Here is an 18,255-nt window from a genome sequence, read left to right on the forward strand (position 1 = left end):
TTTTCCGGCTTTTAAATTACCTAAAACGCATTACAATCGCCCACAACCATAATATAGGCACGCACCGCATGATTGGACGTCTCAGAGGTACCCTCGTCGAAAAACAACCTCCTTATTTATTGCTGGATGTAAACGGAGTCGGCTATGAATTGCAGGCTCCCATGACAACGTTTTATCGCCTGCCTGCCATGGGTTCCGAAGTCATTTTGCACACCCATCTTTCGATCACTGAAAACCTCCATCAGCTTTTTGGCTTCGCTGATCAGCGCGATCGCTCTTTGTTTCGCACGCTCATTAAAGTGAATGGTGTCGGCCCCAAGCTGGCTGTGGCTATCTTGTCGGGAATGGAAGCGGATGATATTGCGCGCTGCGTGCGCGATAACAATGTCAAAGCGCTTACCAAAGTGCCTGGCATTGGGACGAAAACCGCAGAACGGCTGGTGATCGAGTTGCGTGATCGCCTTAAAAATTGGGATATGCCGCATAACGATTTGTTGGCGCACAACGAAATCAAACAAATCGCCACTGACAATGACGTTTATGCAGAGGCTGAAAGCGCGCTTATCGCCTTAGGCTACAAGCCTGTCGAAGCAGCAAAAATGGTTGCAGCGGCGGCCAAACAAAAACCAGAGGCGAAGAGCGAAGAGTTAATTCGTTTGGCTCTGCGCTCAATGGCCAGTAATTAATAAGACCTTCACACGAATTCCTTACTCTACGAGTTAACGATGATTGAAACCGATCGCCTGATTGCACCCGCTGCCAAAGAGCGCGAAGACTATTTGGATCGCACTGTGCGCCCCAAAAGCTTGGCGGATTACGTCGGGCAGCCGGTGGTGCGCGAGCAAATGGAAATTTTTATTGGCGCGGCGAAAAAGCGAAATGAAGCTTTGGATCACACCTTGGTGTTCGGTCCACCCGGCTTAGGTAAGACAACGCTTGCCAATATCATCGCGAACGAAATGGGTGTTTCACTGAAAAGTACGTCCGGCCCTGTGTTAGAAAAAGCGGGTGACTTGGCCGCCTTAATGACTAACTTGGAGCCGGGCGATGTTTTGTTTATCGACGAAATTCACCGTCTAAGTCCAGTGGTTGAAGAAATCCTTTATCCCGCCATGGAAGACTTTCAGCTCGACATCATGATTGGCGAAGGCCCTGCAGCGCGTTCCATCAAACTGGATTTACCCCAGTTCACCTTGGTCGGTGCTACTACGCGTGCGGGACTTTTAACTTCTCCACTGCGCGACCGTTTTGGTATTGTTCAGCGTTTGGAGTTTTATAATGTCGCCGATCTCACCCATATCGTAGCTCGTTCCGCCAGTTTGCTCGGTGTGAAGATGGACGATAAGGGGGCTGAAGAAGTGGCAAAACGCTCGCGCGGAACACCGCGAATTGCCAACCGTTTGTTGCGCCGCGTGCGCGACTTTGCGGAAATTAAAGGCGATGGTGTAGTGACTGCGGATATGGCGGACAGCGCCCTGAATATGTTGAATGTGGATGATCGCGGCTTTGATCATATGGATCGCCGCTTGCTGATGGCCATGATGAACAATTTCGACGGTGGCCCGGTTGGAGTAGAAAGTCTGGCGGCTGCTATCAGTGAAGATCGCGGTACGATTGAAGATGTCATTGAGCCCTATTTAATTCAACAGGGTTTTATGGCGCGCACGCCGCGTGGTCGGGTCTTGACCAACAATGCATATCTGCATTTTGGTGTGCCCATGCCGAAGCGATTGCAGCAAGACCTTAACGAAAACTAATTCGAGTAAATTTTAATCAGAGAAATCATGGCGACGGATGATTTTAGTATTTCGGTGCGGGTTTATATCGAAGACACGGATGCAGCCGGAATTGTTTATTACGTAAACTATTTGAAATTCATGGAGCGATGCCGTACAGAATTCTTGCGCGCTTTGGGGTATCATAAGCCGGCTATTTTGGATGACGGCCTTTTGTTAGTCGTTCATGCGGCTCAAATTGATTATCATCGCGCTGCGCGTTTAGATGATGAGCTACGTATTACAAGCTGTGTTACCAAATTAGCGCGTACTTATATTGAATTTAATCAACAGGTTTTTCGCGAACAAGAGTTGCTCTGTAGTGGGCTGGTTCGCGTGGCCTGCGTTGATGCAACGCTTATGAAACCGCGTGCAATCCCGGCTGGCATGCATCAACAAATATCGCAATTCACCCAAATACCACACAATTTATAGTCACAAAAATTCAAGGTTAATTCCCCTATGTCAGACGCCGAAAATACAATGTCAATTTTCGCCCTTATGGGCCAAGCTACTATCGCAGTGAAAATCGTCATGCTGATTTTAGTTGCTGCGTCGGTTGTATCCTGGGTAATGATTTTCAAAAGCCTCATCTATCAGAGCAATGCCAAAAAAGCATTTGATTATTTTGAAAAGCAATTCTGGTCCGGTATAGATCTCAACCAATTGTTCCGTCAAGGTAATGGTCACGATCGTATTGAAGGTATCGAAAATATCTTTCGCGCGGGTTTCAAAGAATTTACTCGCTTGCGCCAAACAGCAGGAGCGGATGCTGAGGCGATTATGGATGGTGCTCAACGCGCTATGCGTGTTGCGCTTGCTCGTGAAGAAGAAAAACTCGACGAAAACTTACCTTTCCTTGGTAGTGTTGCTTCAGTAAGCCCATACGTCGGTTTGTTCGGAACTGTATGGGGCATCATGAATTCGTTTATGAACCTTTCTAACGTTCATCAAACAACCCTTGCTACAGTTGCTCCTGGTATTGCAGAAGCCTTGATCGCAACAGCGATGGGTTTGTTTGCTGCAATTCCTGCGGTTCTTGCCTACAACAAATTCTCTGCTCGTTCATCTGCTTTGCTGAGTAACTATCAAACCTTCGCAGAAGAGTTCTCAACCATCCTTCACCGTCAAGTGCACAGCAAATAACGCGAGATAGGTTAATAAGATGTCTGGATTCGGACCGAAAGTTAAAAAAAATCTCAAGGCGGAAATTAACGTTGTTCCTTTTATCGACGTTATGTTGGTGCTGCTTGTGGTTTTCATGATTGCGGCACCCATGATGACGCAAGGTATAAAAGTTGAGTTGCCTAAAGCTGCCTCTGAGCCGGTTGATACTAAAGACGACGAGCCTATTACGGTATCGGTCAAAAAGGATGGCGGTTTCTATATCGAATACGGTGGCGGTGGCAGCAAAGAAGACGCAGAAAGAGCGCGTCCTCTGCACGAGATCAAAGATATCGTTAGTAAGGTGATGGCAGCCAAGCCTAATACGCTGGTTTTTGTACAGGGCGATCGTAGCGTGACTTACGGTGTGATTGTTGAATTGATGGGCGAGTTAAAAGCAGCCGGCGCGCCTTCGGTGGGCTTGTTGACCGACCCGCCATCACGCTAGGTTTTTTATGAAGCTTGCCGATTTTTTTTCACTGCCAATGTTCCTCAGTGTGTTACTTCACGCACTGATTGCTTTGGCAATTATTCTAAAATTCGACTTCCTTAAGGAAGAACCTGAACCTTACAAGCCGCATTTTGTAACCGCCACCTTGGTTGATATGAAGCCAAAGGCAAAAGCAGCTCCTCAGCAACCGAAAGAGCAGGTGCTGGATGGGAAAAACAATCCCGAGTTGAAACAGGTTAAGCAGCAAAAAGAGCAGCAGGCTCAGGAAGCTGAAACCAAAGCTATTCAGCAAAAACAACAAGAGCAGAAAGAAAAAGCCGAAACCGAACAAAAGATTCAGAACGAAAAGCTGAAGAAGGAAAAGGCGAAAAAAGAAGCCGACGAAAAAGCCAAGGCGGAAAAGCAGAAGAAGCTGGAAGAAGAACAGAAAGCCGCAGCTGAAGCAGAAAAGCGCAAAAAAGCCGAGAAGCAACGTCGTGAAGAGTTAAAGGCGCTTGAAGCTCAAATGCAAAAAGAAGAACAGATGCTAAGTAGCACTGTTGATGATGTCAGCACTAAGAGCTACGAAGAATTGATCGCCGAGCGCGTGCGTCAAAACTGGAGTAGACCTCCATCAGCACGCAATGGAATGACCACTATTCTGGAAATCAGAATGTTGCCCACCGGGCAGGTCATGGGGGTTCGAGTTACGAAAAGTAGTGGCGACGCAGCTTTCGATAGGGCTGCTGAACAAGCGGTGAAACGCGTTGATCGATTTGAAGAAGTTAAAAACATTCCGCCAGATGTTTTTGAAAAGTATTTCCGTCAATTTTTATTTACTTTCAGACCAGAGGATTTGCGCCAGTGAAACGCATTGTATTGTTCTGTATGGTTTTGTTGTCGGGCTATGCAAATGCACAGCTCACCAATATCACTATCTCTAAAGGTATTGATAACCCCACCCGCATAGCGGTAGATGATTTTTCAGGGCCCAAGCTTGCAGAGGATATTCCCGCAATTATTCGCAACGACCTGAATTTCAGCGGGCAATTCGAGTCCATCGACCCCAACCAACTGATTACCCATCCCCGTAGCGAAAGTGAAATCTCTTATCGCGATTTTAAAGCCATCAAAGCCGAATATTTGCTGATTGGCAGTGTTACCGAACAAGGTGGTCGTTATACAGCGTCCTACGAACTATTTGATGTGGTTCAACAGAAGCGTGTCTTTATAAAAATGAGCGTAGATGGTGCGGAGTCTCAGTTGCGCGATATGGCGCATCGCATTAGCGATAAAGTTTATGAAACCATAACTGGCATTCGTGGTATTTTCTCTACCAAAATCATTTATGTAGAGGCGTTTTCTAAACCCAATAAATCGCGGTTGATGCTTTCGGACGTGGATGGCGCTCGTTCTCGTGTTTTGTTTGAATCTAAGCAACCTATCATGTCACCCGTATGGTCCCCCGACGGAACCCGCGTGGCTTATGTTTCTTTCGAGACAGATCGTCCCGCTATTTATGTTCAAACGCTTTCAACCGGCCGCAAAGAGCAGATCACTAATTTCAAAGGTTTGAATGGCGCTCCTGCTTGGTCACCAGATGGCCAGAAGTTGGCGATGGTTCTTTCTAAAGATGACAATCCTGAAATCTATACCGTTGATTTGGCTACAAGAGCTTTTACTCGTATTACCAATCAATTCGCGATCGATACAGAGCCGTCCTGGACTATCGATGGAACGGGTATATTTTTCACATCCGACCGTGGCGTAAAGCCACAAATTTATAAAGTAACACTTGCAACCGGTGTAACAGAACGTGTAACCTTCGACGGCGATTATAACGCACGCGGTCGTGTTTCTCCGGATGGTAAGAGCTTGGTGATGGTCAATAAGCGCCCTGGTGGTAGCTACCAAATTGCCGCACAAGACTTAAAAACGGGGAATTTGCGCATTTTGACCGAGACAAATTACGACGAATCGCCTACTATAGCGCCCAACGGCGCAATGCTTATGTATGCGACCAGTGTTGGTGGTAAAGGCATTCTTGGTGCAGTTTCCTTGGATGCGCGAACAAAAGTTCGCTTGCCATCAAAGCTAGGTGATGTGCGTGAACCCGCGTGGTCACCATTTTTTTAAACTGTTTTTTTCACCACTATAGATCTACAACTTGATTGGAGTTACACACACATGATCACTAAAGCAATTAAGCAAGGTTTGACTTTGGCCGTAGTTATGGCTTTCCTGGTTGGCTGTTCTTCTAGCGACAAGAAAAAAGCTGCTGCTCCAGTAGCTACTCCAGCTCCTGTTGCTACTGAAACTGCTGCTCCAGTTAAAGCAGTTGCAAACGTTGTTTACTTTGATTTCGACAAGTACGACTTGACCCCAGAAGCTCGCGCAATTCTTTTGGCTCACGCTGAAAAATTGAAAGGTTCTTCTGCATCAGTACGCTTGGAAGGTCATGCTGACGAGCGCGGTTCACGCGAATACAACATGGCTTTGGGTGAGAAGCGTGCTAAAGCTGCTCGTGATTTCTTGGTTCTTCAAGGCGTAAAAGCTGCTTCTTTGGAAGTAGTTAGCTACGGTGAAGAGCGTCCAGTTGCTACTGGTCACGAAGAAGCTTCTTATTCACAAAACCGTCGCGTAGAAATCAAGTAATTAGAGTTTGACCCGTATGTTGAAACGCGCGATTGCTTTAATGTGTTGTATTGCAGTTCCAGCCGTTGAAGCACAAGTGCGGGTCGTCGATTCCTCACCCCAGAACGTTCGCTCTGGGGTGAGTCGTCAGCAAGAATCCATAGAGCAAAAAACAGAATCTTACAATCAGATTCAATCCCTCCTGCAAGAAGTTTCCGAATTGCGTGCTCTCGTTGAAGAGCAAGGTCACGAAATCTCCCGTTTGAAACAACTTCAATTAGACAACTATGTTGATCTTGATCGTCGGGTGTCATTTTTGACTAACAATGTAAAATCCAAAAGCTTGGATGCTGCTAGTTCTGAGTCATCCTCATCTGAGGAGTCATCTGCACCTGCCCCTTTGTCAAATGGTATGAGTGAGGCTGATGAGTACAAAGCTGCTTATGATTTGCTGCGTCAGCGTCAGGTTGATCAATCATTGGTTGCTTTTAAAGAGTATTTAAAGAAATATCCTTCTGGTGAGTTCGCGGCTAACAGCTGCTACTGGCAAGGTGAGATTTATTTGCTAAAAAACCAGTTGCCCCAAGCGCGTGAATGGTTTGCAAAATTGCTTCAGGATTTTCCTGATAGCAACAAAGTCCCCGATGCAAAGTTTAAGTTAGGTAAGGTTTACCACCTCCAAGGCGATAAAAAACGTGCTAAGCCTCTGTTGGATGATGCTGCTTCAGGTGTTGGTGATTCTGCTCGTCTTGCGAAGCAGTATCTGAAAGACAATTTCTAGTACCCGCAATAAACTCTAAGTCCCAAAGTAACCTGCAGGTTTCTTTTCTGTTGATTCACAGAATCAAGTGTTCTCATAATTTCGCGTTTTTATTTCTTAATTTACGGAGAGATCATGCAAATTGCTGCAAATAAAGTGGTGAGCTTTCACTACAACCTTAAAGGTGTCGATGGCACACTGCTTGAAACTTCGTACGATTCTGATCCAACCCTGTATTTGCACGGTCACCACAATATTTTAGAGAGCCTCGAGTCTGCGCTCGAATCAAAGCAGGTGGGGGACAAAACGGAGGTTACATTAAGTCCCGAACAGGCTTATGGTGAGCGTAAAGAGGGTGCGGTGCAACGAATCCCGATAAAACATTTACATAATCACGCAGCCTTAAAAAACAAATTGAAGCCCGGTTCTCGTGTGCTCGTGAATACTCAGCACGGACCTTGGGAAGCCGTTGTTCTTAAGGTTGGTAAATTTAATGTTGATATTGATAGTAATCACCCTCTCGCTGGCAAAACGCTTAAGTTTGAGCTCGAAATAGTTGATGTAAGAGATGCAACGGACGAAGAGCTGGCTCATGGTCATGCTCATGGCGCTGGCGGCCATCACCATGATTGATGCTTGATGCGATAGGGCAAGATTTATCCATATTTACTCGCTGGGAAATGGATCTTGCTCTTTGTCGCAAATCTGCATCTAAATACGCAGCCATAAGACTAAAAAATATTTCCCATCGTTTGTGAGCTCAATTATCATCCTTCCCATGTCTAGACTAAGGATGCACGATGGGCTTTATTGCACAGAAAGACGGATCAAAAACCCTGATATGGGTGTCCGAGCAAGGATCTGACCCATCTTTAATAGAGTCTTTGTCTCAAGTAATTTCTCGCGGTGCAAAGAGCCTTATGATTCTTGCCTGCAGTGGAAATAACCACTCCCCTAAAGCTTTGCGCAACTCATTGAGGTCTTGTCCTGTGCCTGTGTGCGGAGGAACGTTTCCATCGGTATTTTTTGCGCAAACTAAATTGGATACCGGATTTATTGTCATCGGTTTTCCTTTTGTTATATCTATTGCTTGTTACCAACTTTCCAACGAAGTTCCAATCGATGCCAATTCACCTGAACGCTTGGATGGGGATCTTGTACGTCACTCTCGCGATCTCGTGGTTTTTATAGATGCTATGGCAAATGCCACAGAGTTTTTCATCAATAATTTGTATGAGGCTATTGGTGGAGGTATAGGCGTCATCGGCGGCGGTTGCGGTGCAATAGATTTTCGGCAGCGGCCATGCGTATTTTCCAGGCAAGGCCTATTGATGAACTCTGCTTTAGTTGTACAAATGCCTGTTCCTATCCATTGTGCTGTTGAACATGGTTGGGAAGTTTTAAGCGGCCCTTTTTTGGTGACTGAGGCGGATGGCGCAAAAATAAAAACATTAAATTATTTACCCGCGTTTGATGTTTACAAGGCCATTATTGAAGAGGCGACTTCGCACAGGTTTTTAAAAAATGATTTTTTTCAGACGTCCAAAAATTTTCCTCTTGGGGTTCTCGGCATCAATGAAGAAATACTCGTTCGAGATCCTATACAGCTGAGTGAGACAGATTTGATCTGTGTAGGTTCTGTTCCTGAAAACGCTATGGTTTATATCCTGAAAGGAGATAGCGCAAACGTAATAAGCGCTGCCCAAAGAGCGGGAGAGCGAGCAGGGCAGGCCTCTCATTGCGTTGCAGATTCCTCGCTGGGCATGACTTTGGTGTTTGATTGTGTTAGCCGAGTGTTGTATCTAGGGGAAAGCTTTCCGATGGAAATGGAGGCAATTGATCGCGGTTTAGGGCAGGAGCGCCTAATCGTTGGGGCTTTATCCATAGGGGAGATAGCAAATACTCGCCGTGGTACAATTGATCTACTGAATAAATCCATTGTTGTTGGAAATTTGTAGGACAATATGAAAAGAGCGCTGCAAATTATTTCTATCCAGCATGAGCTCGCCATGGCAATTGGAAATGGTCTTGAACTTAATGAGATGATGCAGTCTTTTATGCGTGTTTCCATTGCACGACTCGACTTGAGTAGTGCCCATTTATTTTTATTTTGTAATGAAAATAATGAGCCGATTCAATTTATTGGTGATGCGGAGAAGGCACATTTAAATCATTGCATCAGTATCCCGATACAATTTTTGGGTGAGCTTTGGTCGCACAACAAAGTGCTTGGCGATGCTGTAAACAAGCATCTTCAAAACGACGAATGGGTATCTGTAGAGAGTGTTGGTGGAAAATTTTATCACTGCTTCTCGCTACCAGAGCACGGCGTAATGGTGCTCGAAGGTGTTGCGCCGCTTGAATTAAGCATACAAAAATCTTTGAAACCAATTTTTAAAAAATTGGCTCTCAGCTGCTACGCATGTATTGTTCATCAATCTTTAGCAAAAGAAATGGTCGCTCGCCAGTCAGCTGAAAATAAAATCGCCTACCAGGCGGCGCACGATGAGTTAACTCAACTTTATAATCGAAGGACATTAACTGAGAATTTAAAAAAAGCCATATCCAACTGTGAGGCCAACAATAAATTCGGTGCTTTGATATTTATAGATCTCAATCAGTTTAAATCTATCAACGATGTGATGGGGCATGACGTTGGTGACAAAATTCTCAAAGAGGTTGCCAATCGTTTAAATAATATTACTCGTGGTAAAGATACGGTGGCACGTTTTGGCGGCGATGAGTTTATTATTTTATTGCCAGATTTGGGTGACTTAGAACTTGTAGCTGAGCAAATTGTTAACCGAACAACTACACGCGTTTTGGATATCATAGAGACCCCCTTTGTTGTTGGCGATCTGATTTATAATCTCAGTTGCAGTATGGGATATGAAATTTTTCCTGTTGCGGAAAAATCTTTTCACGACGTTATAAAAAATGCTGATTTGGCAATGTATGAAGCAAAAAATCTGCGTCAACGTGCGGCGGTTCGTTACACCTGTAGTATGTCTGAAAGATTGAATCGTCGCTCGGTCTATGTGTCTGAACTGAAATCAGCACTTAAAAATAACGAGTTCGTGTTGTTTTATCAGCCTCAGTACAATCTCGAAGGACAAATTATCGGTGCTGAGGCTTTGTTGCGTTGGAATAATCCAAGGCGCATTGGTGAATCTCCCGATGTGTATATTCCAATTGCTGAAGATAGCGAGCTTATATTGGCAATTGGTGATTGGGTTCTTAATGAATCATGTCGTCAGCTAAAGATTTTACAAGAACAAGGCTTGCCCGCCAGTTTCAAAAAATTGTCTATTAATGTGAGCGCCAAACAACTGGGACAGGCAGACTTTTTTGAAAGTATTTCTCGAGCGATAAAAACATCAGGCGTGAACTCCAAGCAACTCACAATAGAGATTACCGAAAACATATTAATTAGCAAAATTCACGATGCTATGGCGCTTATTAGCCAGCTACGTAATATAGGCGTTGATTGTGCAATCGATGATTTTGGAACTGGTTATTCCTCCTTGACTTACTTGCGTAAGCTGCCCTCAAGCCTAATAAAAATCGACCGAAATTTTGTGCGAGATATTCATAAGGATCCTGAAAATCGTTCCATCGCAAAAATGATTGTTGCTCTTGGTGAAAATTTGGATATGGATATTTTGGCTGAAGGCGTAGAATCTGCAGAAGAATTGGAATGCCTTAAAAATATGGGCTGTAAGCAATACCAAGGCTTCTATTTTTCGGTTCCTTTGTCCTTTGATCAGTTTGCCAGTTTGGTCAAATCCCGTTTTTCAGAAGCCTGCTAAAGGCTTTATCAACGTTGAAAATCAATGAAAACTTCTCTCGCTTATATAGGCTTGGTAAACCCCAAGAGTCCTGAAAATGTCGGTATGGTTATTCGTGCCGCAGGTTGTTATGAAGCAGACAAAATATTTTATACGGGAGCACGATTTGATCGCGCACGACAGTTTTATACGGATACAAAAAATAGCCATGAGAAAATTTCACTAACACATTCAGAGGATTTGTTATCAAGTGTGCCAGCAGGGATGAAAGTAGTTGCGGTTGAATTGGCTGATGGCGCCGTGCCGCTTATGCAATTTGATCATCCTGAGAAAGCTTATTATCTATTTGGGCCGGAAGATGGATCTTTAACGCAAGCTTTGCTGGATGCTTGCGATCATGTCGTTTATGTTCCGACTGTCGGGTGTATGAATTTAGCGGCCACTGTCAACGTGGTGCTTTATGATCGTCTTGCAAAATCGATCGGAGCCAAAGTAGTATCTAGATCTGCAGTGCAAAGTCGCGATACGAATAACAGGCTTTTCGTACGGACCAAAGCCTAGGGTTCCTAAAAAAGATCAATACTACCAGGCGCCTGTTGTGCGTGTTTATCTGAGTCGAGATTGTTTTGAACCAGCTCATGAACTTTCGAAATTTGTGCTTCTATGTCATGCATTTTTTCAAAGTTCGCACTTAATGCCTGTTTTCCATTTTGTATAATTTCTTGTAATTCTCTTTCCTGATCATTATTGAGGTCCAGTTTCAACAATGCGGCTTTGAGCTCATCCATGTTCTGCTCAATCATAACCATATGGTCATTTACAATTGATTGGTGGGTGTGTTTGACGAGCTCCAATGATTCCTGAATGCTTACATCTATAGCAATCATGGATAATCGTTCATCCGCGCCTTCGAGCATAATGGCGATGTTATCCCTGATGCGTCCCATTTTTACATCGTCATCAAAGGGCATATTTTTGATCATCAGGCTCGTGTGTTCATAGTTGACGAACATACGCGCTCCGCTTTCCGCAAAGCGTCCGGGCATTTTCGAAATGCGTGACATAAGCTCATCTTCGATAGGAGATGTAGCTCCTTGATGACTGAAATTTATTGCGGTTTTTGGAGTACGTAGTTGTAGGCAGGTTTCTAGCCCGTAGGCATCCAAAGTCCTCATCATGAGATTGGCCAGTCCCTCAACGGTGGTGATGCGGAAGCTGGAGCGCAGGAAGGTCAGGACTGAGCCGAGCTCTCCAAAAGATGTCATAGCCTCCATTGCCAAATCGGCTGAGCTGTGAGACGCCTGTTCAAATTCAGTTTCGTCGGCAATTGCCTGGTTGATTTTGGATAGCAAAATGATGGGTTCGTAGGGTTTTACAATGTAATCGTTGCCGCCTACTGTGTAGCCCTTCAGTATTTCACTGGTTGAGTCGTAGGCGGATACAAATATCACCTTTAAATGTTTGTCTCGTTCACGTATGCGGCGGCAAACCTCGTATCCATCCAAGTCAGGCATATTTACGTCCAGCAACACAATGCTGGGTCTATGGGTACTAATCATCTCCAAAGCTCGCTCGCCGCTACTGCTGGCGTGAACTTCAAAATATTGACGCAAGTAGCCCACCGTCATTTGAAGCTCCAAAAGCGAATCGTCGACCACTAATATACTGACAGAAGTATTCATAACAACCGACCTGCAAGCCCCTAAATTTATCAACATCGTTCTTGATAGGTTTAGGTCATGCCAGTGTAGCTGTCAACAGTTTGGGATGTTGATTCCTTGGGGTGGGGCAATTTGGCAGAGTGTTACAGTTTAGGGAGGAGGCCACGACAGTAAACAGCGTGATTTGTATGGCAACGAGCTCCGCAGGGAGCTCTGCTTTGGGGGTTGAGATGTGATGCCTAGATAGCTCCGGCAGAGATCAATGGCAATGCATATTCCTCTCCGTTGCGGTGCGTCTTTATTGTTTGAAGAAAGGTTTTGCCCTCCGGGCCAACTGCGTTTAAATCGCGACCTGCTTCTTTGAATAACCGCACGAAGGTTGCAAAGTTTTCGCCGCGCATGCCGCGATAAGCTTTTTCGAGCAAATGAAAATCTGCGTTGACTCCGCTTGGTGCGGTGAACTCCAGAAAAGTTTTGATGCGTTCTTCATCAAAAATTTCACCTAATACTTTTTCTTTGTCTTTACGTAAGCTCATTTTCGTTCTCTTAAGAATTTAATTTTTTCAGAAGCAATTCATTCAGTGCTTGTGGGTTAGCTTGGCCTTTGGAGGCTTTCATCGCCTGGCCCACAAAGAAACCAAGCATTTTGGCGCGTTTGTCTTCCGCTGCTGCGCGATAACCTTCCACCTGGGCTGTATTCGCAGCAAGAATGTCGTCGATAATTTTTTCCAGCGCACCCGTATCAGAAACTTGTTTCAAACCTTTGGTTTCGATAATAGTGTCGGCATCCCCTTCACCGTTGGTAATGGCTTCAAATACTTGCTTGGCGATTTTGCTCGACAGGGTTCCGTCTTTAATACGCACAACCAAGCCAGACAATAAGTCGGGTGTTACTGGCGATTGATCAATGCGTTGTTCAGTGCGATTTAAATAAGCACCCAAATCCGCCATGATCCAGTTTGCAGTTAGCTTGGGTTCACCGGAAATTTTCGCTGCGGCTTCATAATAAGCGGCCGTAAATTTATCCATGGTGATTTGGCCCGCGTCATAGCTGCTCAAACCATATTGTTCTACAAAGCGCGCACGTTTTGCTTCTGGCAGCTCTGGCATTTGTTTGCGAACACTTTCGATGTATTCGTCGTCGATAATGACCGGAAGCAAATCAGGGCAGGGGAAGTAGCGGTAATCGTTGCTATCTTCTTTGCTGCGCATGGAGCGCGCTTTTTTGGTGTCGCCGTTGTATAGGCGAGTTTCCTGACGAATTTTTCCGCCGTCTTCCAGTACATCAATTTGACGCTCAACTTCCAGCTCAATGGCTTCTTCCATAAACTTAAATGAGTTCAAGTTTTTGGTTTCGGTGCGAGTGCCGAGTTTGTCGGAACCTTTCGGACGAATAGAAATATTTACGTCAAAACGCATGGAGCCTTGGCTCATTTCGCCGTCGCAAATTTCCAGCGAAGTAACGATTGAGTGCAATTTCTTTGCGAAGGCAACAGCTTCTTCTGCGCTGCGCATATCGGGTTCGGTTACCACTTCAATAAGCGGAGTACCTGCACGGTTTAAATCGATTCCACTCATGCCAGCGAAATCTTCATGCAGTGATTTACCCGCGTCCTCTTCCAAATGTGCATGGTGAATACGAACGCGTTTGGTGCGGCCTTCACCTAATTCCAAATCAACAAAACCTGCGCCCACAATCGGTTCAGCAAGTTGTGTGGTTTGATAGCCTTTTGGAAGATCTGGATAAAAATAGTTTTTTCGCTCGAAAACAGAGCGCTTTCCTATTTCTGCATTTACCGCCAAGCCGAACATGGTGGCAAAACGAAATGCTTCTTCATTAGCGACAGGCAAGGTGCCGGGCATAGCCAAATCTATAGCGCAAGCTTGTGTGTTGGGCTCAGCGCCGAATGCGGTGCTGGCGCCGGAGAAAATTTTAGTTTTGGTGGCGAGTTGTACGTGAACTTCCAAGCCAATCACGGTTTCCCATTGCATTTCTTTTTCTCCTCTTACTCAATACCGGGGGCGGTTTGTTGGTGGAAGTTTGTTGCTTGCTGGAATTGATGCGCTGCATTTAATAATTGCGCTTCGGCAAAGAAGTTGCCGATCAATTGCAAACCAACAGGTTTGTTGTCCACAAAGCCGCAGGGGATTGATAAGCCGGGCAGGCCAGCCAAGTTGGTGGCGATGGTGTAAATATCTTCCAAATACATGGCAACCGGATCTTTGGATTTTGAACCGAATTGGAAGGCTGGCGATGGTGAGGTTGGGCCGAGGATGACATCAACACTTTGGAATGCGTCGACGAAATCTTGTTTGATTAAACGACGAACTTTTTGCGCCTTGCTGTAATAGGCATCGTAGTAACCCGCAGACAAAGCGTAAGCGCCAACGAGAATACGGCGCTTCACTTCATCACCAAAACCTTCACTGCGCGAACGCATATAAAGATCGTTTAAATCTTTTGGATTTTCGCAACGGTGACCGTAACGCACACCGTCGAAGCGTGACAGGTTGGCAGAACATTCTGCCGGTGCGATTACGTAATAAGCTGGAACCGATAAGCCTGTGTGCGGCAAGCTAATACTGTGAATAGTTGCGCCCAAGCTTTCGTAAACTTTAATTGCGGCTTCAACATGCGCAGCGGTTTGCGGATTTAAACCTTCACCAAAATATTCTTTGGGGACTCCGATGTGCAAGCCTTTGAGTGAGTTGTTCAGAGTAGCAGTGTAATCCGGCACTTCGCGGTCAACACTGGTTGAATCTTTAGTGTCGTAGCTCGCCATATCGTTTAACAAAATCGCGGCGTCTTCTGCGGTACGCGCCAAAATGCCGGCTTGGTCCAAGCTAGACGCAAACGCAATCATGCCCCAACGTGAAACGCGACCATAGGTTGGTTTGATGCCAGTCAATCCGCAGTGTGCTGCCGGTTGGCGAATGGAGCCGCCCGTGTCTGATGCCGTTGCTGCTGGCGCCAGTTGCGCTGCAACACAAGCAGCAGAACCGCCCGATGAGCCGCCAGGAACGCAATCAGTTGCCCAAGGATTTTTTACCGGGCCGTAGTAACTTGTCTCGTTGGATGAACCCATCGCAAATTCATCCATGTTGGTTTTACCCAACATCACCACGCCGGAGTCCAAATAGTTTTCAACGATGGTTGCGTTGTAAGGCGCGATAAAGTTGTCGAGCATTTTGGATGCGCAGGTAGTGCGAACGCCAATAGTGCAGAAAATATCTTTGTGAGCGATAGGTACGCCGCAAAGTGCGGGAGTGTTGCCGGCGGCCAAGCGTTTATCGGCAGCAGCGGCTTGTGCGATGGCGAGTTCGGGCGTGACCGTGATGTAAGAGTTGTAGGTTTTATCGAGGCGTGCGATACGCTCAAGGTAGTGCTGAGTGACTTCGACGCTCGAAAAGTCTTTGTTGCGAAGACCTTTTACGAGTTCGGCAATGGTTAACTGATGCATTCAAAAATTCCTGTTCGGGAGGCGTTGAAAGTCGCCGATAGTTGGCAAGTGTGGCGCTTGGGCGATTATTCGATGACCTGCGGAACCAGGTACAAACCATCTTGCACGGCGGGTGCGATGGATTGGAACAGCTCGCGTTGATTGGGTTCGGTAACCACATCGGCGCGTAAACGTTGAACGGCATCCAGAGGGTGCGCCATGGGTAAAACGCCGTCGGTATTTACGGCTTGAAGTTGGTCTACCAAGGCCAATACCGTGGATATACGGCTGGCAACTTCGTCGGCGGCATCATCTGAAATAGCGATGCGCGCCAGATTGGCGAGTTTTGCAATATCGGAACGATCTACAGCCATAACTGGCACTCCATAAACAAAATCTGTAGCACAGCTGGCGGCTGCCAAAACCTTGATTTCACTGAAAACAGGGCGCTGTTAAAGGGGCGCTAAAGTTACCATATTTGGCGGTGGGTTGAAAAATTAGTTTGCGCTAAACCTGAGGGGTAAAGCGGGTTTTGGCGGGAGATTTTGAGAGCCGTTTGGGGAGAGTAAAGCCCGAGGAGCATTCGGGCCTTGGAGCCATCTTTATTGGCTGCGTATTTCGAGCATTTCATGCTCTACGTATTTGAGGCGTTCCTCCAAAATCGCAGTGCGCTGGAACTGACCTTTGGCGAGTTTGATGGCGTTGCGGAGTTGGATTTGAGCCTTGTCGTAAATGCCGTTGGCGATAAAGTATTCCGCGCGGGCCTCGTGTACGCCCAAAATATCGCCATTCAGACCATTTACTTCTGCTAGCAAATACCACAAGTAGTCATCGTTTTTGCGCTTGCGGGAATAGCGCTCCAACAGTTCAGCGCTTTGCTTGTACTGCCCCGCTTTCATGCTGGCTTCGGCATAGCGAATGTTAAGCGGGTAGTTATCTGGGTAAAGTTTAAGCTGTGCTTCTAACAAGTCTAATGCAGGCTTGAAGCGCTCGGCCGCTACGTCAATATCCGCGCTCATAATCAGATAAGTGACGCGGGTGGGGTCTTTGTCCAGCAGCGGCTTGAGGGTGGTGCGAGCCGCATCGAACTGCCCGGCAGCCGAATAAGCCATTGCCAACCCGTAACGGCTGGCATCGGGCGATAAGTTGTCGCCATCCAACTCCGCTTTAAAGCGTTTGATTGCGGTCTGGGGAGATTCCTCCAGTTCAAAGCGAATGCGGGAGCGCATTAGCTGAAACTCCAGATTATCCGGATAAGCAATCCGTGGATGTGCCATGGCGCGGTTGCGTGCATCTGCGACGCGTCGCTCGGTAACCGGGTGGGTCAAAAGGTATTCGGGCGGGCGGCGGCTAGAGCGGGTTGCGTGAAGCATTTCTTCGAACATGTCTGATGCGGCGTAGGGATCGAGCTTGGCCTGATACATGGTTTGCATCCCAATTCGGTCTGCCTCTTGTTCATTTTCCCGGCTAAAACGCAGGGCAGCTGCTTGGGTTGCGGCTTGGGTCGCCATAATTGCTGCTGCTCCGCCGTCACCGTTGCTATGTGCCGCCAGCACTAGACCGGCAAGCATTCCAGCCATCATCGGCAACATCATGTTCTTCTGTTGTTCGAGATAGCGGGCATAGTGGCGTTGGCTTAAGTGACCCATTTCGTGGGCGATGATCGCCGCTAACTGGTTTTCCGTTTTGGCGTAATTGAAAACGCCGGTATGCATACCGATAATTCCGCCCGGAATCGCGAAGGCGTTGAGGGTATCGTTCTTAACCACTACAAGGTCGATATGCTTATCTTCAATCTGGCTGTAGGGTAAAAGACGTTCAATCAGGTTCTCGAGGTAGTCGATCACCAAGGGGTCAGAAGAGGTAGGAACCTGGCTGCGGTAATATTTAAGCGCTCGTTGCCCAAGAGCTTTTTCTTGGACGGGTGAAATCATCGCTGAGCTGGTATCGCCCAGTACCGGCAACTCAATATCGTTTGATGCTTGAGCAAAGGAGGCGGCTAAGGCGGCAGCTGCATAGGCGAAAAAGCCACCCGCAAGCATGAGCTGTCGAAAAAGTCGGTTCACTGGATAAGCTCCTGAGGTGAAAGATATTGCAAACACAGGCGGCGCACTCTAGCGCTTTTGGCGACGAGTCGCTACGCCGCCAAGCCAGCTTTGAACGCTAAAATGCACATTAGTTCGTAAACTAAATTGTGAATGGGGGTCGATCTGCGTTAATTTAGCGCTTTCGTTTGGCATGTAAAACATCAATTCGGTAGCTCAACCTGAGCTTGCCGCGGGTTAAGGTAAAGAGCTTGAAAGATCAGCAATCAAATATTCCAGAGGCGTTAAAGGTAGTAGAATCCGCTTCTGCCCGCGATTGCGAGGTTAGCCTTGAGGTTGATGCGCGCCATTTGGCCTGTCCTCTCCCGCTATTAAAAGCCAAGCAGGGGTTGCGTAACTTGGCGGTGGGAGATTTATTGCGAGTTCTGGCGACTGACGCAGGGGCCTTGAAAGATTTTGTGTCTTTTGCACACTTAACCGGGCAGTTATTGGAAGGATTTTTCCAGCAGGACGGTTGCTACTGCTTTCTTATACGAAAGCAATCCTAAAGTTCGGCCG

At 46.5% G+C, this 18,255-nt stretch carries 20 protein-coding genes; 14 read left to right on the forward strand and 6 right to left on the reverse strand.

Translation table 11 applies throughout. The features are described from left to right. Positions 1 to 68 precede the first annotated feature (68 nt). The 13 genes from ruvA (at position 69) to U1F02_RS12175 (ending at position 11,112) form a co-directional block, all read left to right on the forward strand. The gene (gene ruvA / locus U1F02_RS12115) at positions 69 to 686 is read left to right on the forward strand and encodes a Holliday junction branch migration protein RuvA (RefSeq protein ID WP_409990661.1); all 618 of its coding nucleotides are present in this window, start codon (positions 69 to 71) and stop codon (positions 684 to 686) included. A gap of 39 nt (positions 687 to 725) precedes the next feature. Continuing rightward, positions 726 to 1,757 carry a Holliday junction branch migration DNA helicase RuvB gene (ruvB, locus tag U1F02_RS12120; protein WP_409990662.1) on the forward strand — a complete coding sequence of 344 codons (1,032 nt, stop codon included), beginning with the start codon at positions 726 to 728 and terminating at the stop codon, positions 1,755 to 1,757. Between the two features lie 27 nt (positions 1,758 to 1,784). Further along, a complete protein-coding gene (ybgC, locus tag U1F02_RS12125) occupies positions 1,785 to 2,210 on the forward strand; it encodes a tol-pal system-associated acyl-CoA thioesterase (protein WP_409990663.1) in 426 nt (141 codons plus the stop codon). Between the two features lie 27 nt (positions 2,211 to 2,237). Further along, a complete protein-coding gene (gene tolQ, locus U1F02_RS12130; protein ID WP_409990664.1) occupies positions 2,238 to 2,921 on the forward strand; it encodes a protein TolQ in 684 nt (227 codons plus the stop codon). Positions 2,922 to 2,940: 19 nt separating this feature from the next. Continuing rightward, complete coding sequence (tolR, locus tag U1F02_RS12135; RefSeq protein ID WP_409990665.1) at positions 2,941 to 3,387, forward strand: protein TolR; 447 nt, start codon at positions 2,941 to 2,943, stop codon at positions 3,385 to 3,387. Positions 3,388 to 3,394: 7 nt separating this feature from the next. Continuing rightward, the gene (tolA, locus tag U1F02_RS12140; protein WP_409990666.1) at positions 3,395 to 4,237 is read left to right on the forward strand and encodes a cell envelope integrity protein TolA; all 843 of its coding nucleotides are present in this window, start codon (positions 3,395 to 3,397) and stop codon (positions 4,235 to 4,237) included. Further along, positions 4,234 to 5,505 (forward strand): Tol-Pal system beta propeller repeat protein TolB, encoded by a 1,272-nt coding sequence (tolB, locus tag U1F02_RS12145; RefSeq protein ID WP_409990667.1) that lies wholly within the window; start codon positions 4,234 to 4,236, stop codon positions 5,503 to 5,505. Before tolA ends, tolB begins: the two co-directional genes overlap by 4 nt. 51 nt (positions 5,506 to 5,556) lie before the next feature. Continuing rightward, on the forward strand, positions 5,557 to 6,024 hold the full coding sequence (gene pal / locus U1F02_RS12150) for a peptidoglycan-associated lipoprotein Pal (protein ID WP_409990668.1): 468 nt from the start codon (positions 5,557 to 5,559) through the stop codon (positions 6,022 to 6,024). Positions 6,025 to 6,040: 16 nt separating this feature from the next. Further along, positions 6,041 to 6,784, forward strand: coding sequence for a tetratricopeptide repeat protein (locus U1F02_RS12155; RefSeq protein WP_409990669.1), 744 nt, complete (start codon positions 6,041 to 6,043; stop codon positions 6,782 to 6,784). A 114-nt stretch (positions 6,785 to 6,898) separates the two neighbouring features. After that, positions 6,899 to 7,396 (forward strand): peptidylprolyl isomerase, encoded by a 498-nt coding sequence (locus U1F02_RS12160; RefSeq protein ID WP_409990670.1) that lies wholly within the window; start codon positions 6,899 to 6,901, stop codon positions 7,394 to 7,396. A gap of 167 nt (positions 7,397 to 7,563) precedes the next feature. Next, positions 7,564 to 8,721 (forward strand): FIST signal transduction protein, encoded by a 1,158-nt coding sequence (locus U1F02_RS12165; RefSeq protein ID WP_409990671.1) that lies wholly within the window; start codon positions 7,564 to 7,566, stop codon positions 8,719 to 8,721. A 51-nt stretch (positions 8,722 to 8,772) separates the two neighbouring features. Beyond that, on the forward strand, positions 8,773 to 10,572 hold the full coding sequence (locus tag U1F02_RS12170) for a putative bifunctional diguanylate cyclase/phosphodiesterase (RefSeq protein ID WP_409990672.1): 1,800 nt from the start codon (positions 8,773 to 8,775) through the stop codon (positions 10,570 to 10,572). 24 nt (positions 10,573 to 10,596) lie between these two features. Continuing rightward, positions 10,597 to 11,112, forward strand: a complete 516-nt coding sequence (locus tag U1F02_RS12175; RefSeq protein WP_409990673.1) for an RNA methyltransferase — start codon at positions 10,597 to 10,599, stop codon at positions 11,110 to 11,112. 5 nt (positions 11,113 to 11,117) lie between these two features. Here the strand turns inward: U1F02_RS12175 and U1F02_RS12180 are convergent, their stop codons facing one another. From U1F02_RS12180 to U1F02_RS12205, 6 genes are all read right to left on the reverse strand, one after another. After that, positions 11,118 to 12,233 (reverse strand): response regulator transcription factor, encoded by a 1,116-nt coding sequence (locus U1F02_RS12180; RefSeq protein ID WP_409990674.1) that lies wholly within the window; start codon positions 12,231 to 12,233, stop codon positions 11,118 to 11,120. A 218-nt stretch (positions 12,234 to 12,451) separates the two neighbouring features. Then, positions 12,452 to 12,748 (reverse strand): PA4642 family protein, encoded by a 297-nt coding sequence (locus U1F02_RS12185; protein WP_409990675.1) that lies wholly within the window; start codon positions 12,746 to 12,748, stop codon positions 12,452 to 12,454. Positions 12,749 to 12,758: 10 nt separating this feature from the next. Further along, positions 12,759 to 14,204, reverse strand: a complete 1,446-nt coding sequence (gatB, locus tag U1F02_RS12190; RefSeq protein WP_409990676.1) for an Asp-tRNA(Asn)/Glu-tRNA(Gln) amidotransferase subunit GatB — start codon at positions 14,202 to 14,204, stop codon at positions 12,759 to 12,761. 14 nt (positions 14,205 to 14,218) lie between these two features. Beyond that, a complete protein-coding gene (gene gatA / locus U1F02_RS12195) occupies positions 14,219 to 15,673 on the reverse strand; it encodes an Asp-tRNA(Asn)/Glu-tRNA(Gln) amidotransferase subunit GatA (RefSeq protein ID WP_409990677.1) in 1,455 nt (484 codons plus the stop codon). A gap of 65 nt (positions 15,674 to 15,738) precedes the next feature. Beyond that, positions 15,739 to 16,026 (reverse strand): Asp-tRNA(Asn)/Glu-tRNA(Gln) amidotransferase subunit GatC, encoded by a 288-nt coding sequence (gene gatC, locus U1F02_RS12200; RefSeq protein ID WP_409990678.1) that lies wholly within the window; start codon positions 16,024 to 16,026, stop codon positions 15,739 to 15,741. Between the two features lie 228 nt (positions 16,027 to 16,254). Then, positions 16,255 to 17,718, reverse strand: coding sequence for a M48 family metalloprotease (locus U1F02_RS12205; RefSeq protein ID WP_409990679.1), 1,464 nt, complete (start codon positions 17,716 to 17,718; stop codon positions 16,255 to 16,257). A gap of 230 nt (positions 17,719 to 17,948) precedes the next feature. Here U1F02_RS12205 and U1F02_RS12210 point away from each other — a divergent pair, with 230 nt between their 5' ends. Beyond that, on the forward strand, positions 17,949 to 18,245 hold the full coding sequence (locus U1F02_RS12210; protein ID WP_409990680.1) for a sulfurtransferase TusA family protein: 297 nt from the start codon (positions 17,949 to 17,951) through the stop codon (positions 18,243 to 18,245). Positions 18,246 to 18,255: the final 10 nt, after the last annotated feature.

The sequence above is a fragment of the Cellvibrio sp. genome, from assembly GCF_046347455.1.
Classification (GTDB): domain Bacteria; phylum Pseudomonadota; class Gammaproteobacteria; order Pseudomonadales; family Cellvibrionaceae; genus Cellvibrio.

Excerpts from the sequence above, each read along its gene's own strand:
- ruvA (WP_409990661.1), top strand. The coding sequence starts at position 69 with ATGATTGGACGTCTCAGAGGTACCCTCGTCGAAAAACAACCTCCTTAT.
- ruvB (WP_409990662.1), top strand. The coding sequence starts at position 726 with ATGATTGAAACCGATCGCCTGATTGCACCCGCTGCCAAAGAGCGCGAA.
- ybgC (WP_409990663.1), top strand. The coding sequence starts at position 1,785 with ATGGCGACGGATGATTTTAGTATTTCGGTGCGGGTTTATATCGAAGAC.
- tolQ (WP_409990664.1), top strand. The coding sequence starts at position 2,238 with ATGTCAGACGCCGAAAATACAATGTCAATTTTCGCCCTTATGGGCCAA.
- tolR (WP_409990665.1), top strand. The coding sequence starts at position 2,941 with ATGTCTGGATTCGGACCGAAAGTTAAAAAAAATCTCAAGGCGGAAATT.
- tolA (WP_409990666.1), top strand. The coding sequence starts at position 3,395 with ATGAAGCTTGCCGATTTTTTTTCACTGCCAATGTTCCTCAGTGTGTTA.
- pal (WP_409990668.1), top strand. The coding sequence starts at position 5,557 with ATGATCACTAAAGCAATTAAGCAAGGTTTGACTTTGGCCGTAGTTATG.
- U1F02_RS12155 (WP_409990669.1), top strand. The coding sequence starts at position 6,041 with ATGTTGAAACGCGCGATTGCTTTAATGTGTTGTATTGCAGTTCCAGCC.
- U1F02_RS12160 (WP_409990670.1), top strand. The coding sequence starts at position 6,899 with ATGCAAATTGCTGCAAATAAAGTGGTGAGCTTTCACTACAACCTTAAA.
- U1F02_RS12165 (WP_409990671.1), top strand. The coding sequence starts at position 7,564 with ATGGGCTTTATTGCACAGAAAGACGGATCAAAAACCCTGATATGGGTG.
- U1F02_RS12170 (WP_409990672.1), top strand. The coding sequence starts at position 8,773 with ATGGCAATTGGAAATGGTCTTGAACTTAATGAGATGATGCAGTCTTTT.
- U1F02_RS12175 (WP_409990673.1), top strand. The coding sequence starts at position 10,597 with ATGAAAACTTCTCTCGCTTATATAGGCTTGGTAAACCCCAAGAGTCCT.
- U1F02_RS12180 (WP_409990674.1), bottom strand. The coding sequence starts at position 12,233 with ATGAATACTTCTGTCAGTATATTAGTGGTCGACGATTCGCTTTTGGAG.
- U1F02_RS12185 (WP_409990675.1), bottom strand. The coding sequence starts at position 12,748 with ATGAGCTTACGTAAAGACAAAGAAAAAGTATTAGGTGAAATTTTTGAT.
- gatB (WP_409990676.1), bottom strand. The coding sequence starts at position 14,204 with ATGCAATGGGAAACCGTGATTGGCTTGGAAGTTCACGTACAACTCGCC.
- gatA (WP_409990677.1), bottom strand. The coding sequence starts at position 15,673 with ATGCATCAGTTAACCATTGCCGAACTCGTAAAAGGTCTTCGCAACAAA.
- gatC (WP_409990678.1), bottom strand. The coding sequence starts at position 16,026 with ATGGCTGTAGATCGTTCCGATATTGCAAAACTCGCCAATCTGGCGCGC.